1 rRNA gene is annotated in these 1,732 nt (G+C 54.7%); it reads left to right on the forward strand.

The features are described from left to right. Window positions 1-155 precede the first annotated feature (155 nt). Window positions 156-1,677, forward strand: a 16S ribosomal RNA gene (locus CXY79_RS00015). Window positions 1,678-1,732: the final 55 nt, after the last annotated feature.

Raw genomic sequence — 1,732 nt, forward strand, 5'->3', positions numbered from 1 at the left:
GTACCGCGGAAGAGATTCCTTTGGAAAACATTTAAACAACAAAGCAAGTCAGTAATGATTTGTTCTGTCAGTTTCAAACTTGCAGATTGTTCGCCTATTCCGGTGGCTTTCTGCACTAGATGTGCCGGTCACTTCGGTGGTCGTGCAGTCAAACATTTACGGAGAGTTTGATCCTGGCTCAGGACGAACGCTGGCGGCGTGCTTAACACATGCAAGTCGAACGGTGATGAGGAGCTTGCTTCTCTGATCAGTGGCGAACGGGTGAGTAACACGTGAGCAATCTGCCCTTGACTCTGGGATAAGCGTTGGAAACGACGTCTAATACCGGATACGACCTTGGAAGGCATCTTCTGGGGTGGAAAGAATTTTGGTCAAGGATGAGCTCGCGGCCTATCAGCTAGTTGGTGAGGTAATGGCTCACCAAGGCGACGACGGGTAGCCGGCCTGAGAGGGTGACCGGCCACACTGGGACTGAGACACGGCCCAGACTCCTACGGGAGGCAGCAGTGGGGAATATTGCACAATGGGCGAAAGCCTGATGCAGCAACGCCGCGTGAGGGACGACGGCCTTCGGGTTGTAAACCTCTTTTAGTAGGGAAGAAGCGTAAAAGTGACGGTACCTGCAGAAAAAGCACCGGCTAACTACGTGCCAGCAGCCGCGGTAATACGTAGGGTGCAAGCGTTGTCCGGAATTATTGGGCGTAAAGAGCTCGTAGGCGGTTTGTCGCGTCTGCTGTGAAAACCCGAGGCTCAACCTCGGGCCTGCAGTGGGTACGGGCAGACTAGAGTGCGGTAGGGGAGATTGGAATTCCTGGTGTAGCGGTGGAATGCGCAGATATCAGGAGGAACACCAATGGCGAAGGCAGATCTCTGGGCCGTAACTGACGCTGAGGAGCGAAAGCATGGGGAGCGAACAGGATTAGATACCCTGGTAGTCCATGCCGTAAACGTTGGGAACTAGATGTGGGGACCATTCCACGGTCTCCGTGTCGCAGCTAACGCATTAAGTTCCCCGCCTGGGGAGTACGGCCGCAAGGCTAAAACTCAAAGGAATTGACGGGGGCCCGCACAAGCGGCGGAGCATGCGGATTAATTCGATGCAACGCGAAGAACCTTACCAAGGCTTGACATATAGAGGAAACGGTTGGAAACAGTCGCCCCGCAAGGTCTCTATACAGGTGGTGCATGGTTGTCGTCAGCTCGTGTCGTGAGATGTTGGGTTAAGTCCCGCAACGAGCGCAACCCTCGTCCTATGTTGCCAGCACGTAATGGTGGGAACTCATGGGATACTGCCGGGGTCAACTCGGAGGAAGGTGGGGATGACGTCAAATCATCATGCCCCTTATGTCTTGGGCTTCACGCATGCTACAATGGCCGGTACAAAGGGCTGCAATACCGCAAGGTGGAGCGAATCCCAAAAAGCCGGTCTCAGTTCGGATTGAGGTCTGCAACTCGACCTCATGAAGTCGGAGTCGCTAGTAATCGCAGATCAGCAACGCTGCGGTGAATACGTTCCCGGGCCTTGTACACACCGCCCGTCAAGTCATGAAAGTCGGTAACACCCGAAGCCAGTGGCCTAACCCGCAAGGGGAGGAGCTGTCGAAGGTGGGATCGGTGATTAGGACTAAGTCGTAACAAGGTAGCCGTACCGGAAGGTGCGGCTGGATCACCTCCTTTCTAAGGAGCACAGCAGTGCCGTCTGTCTACAGCGGAACACCACTGCCAAGCCATT

Source organism: Cryobacterium sp. M96, from assembly GCF_002929845.1.
Classification (GTDB): domain Bacteria; phylum Actinomycetota; class Actinomycetes; order Actinomycetales; family Microbacteriaceae; genus Cryobacterium; species Cryobacterium sandaracinum.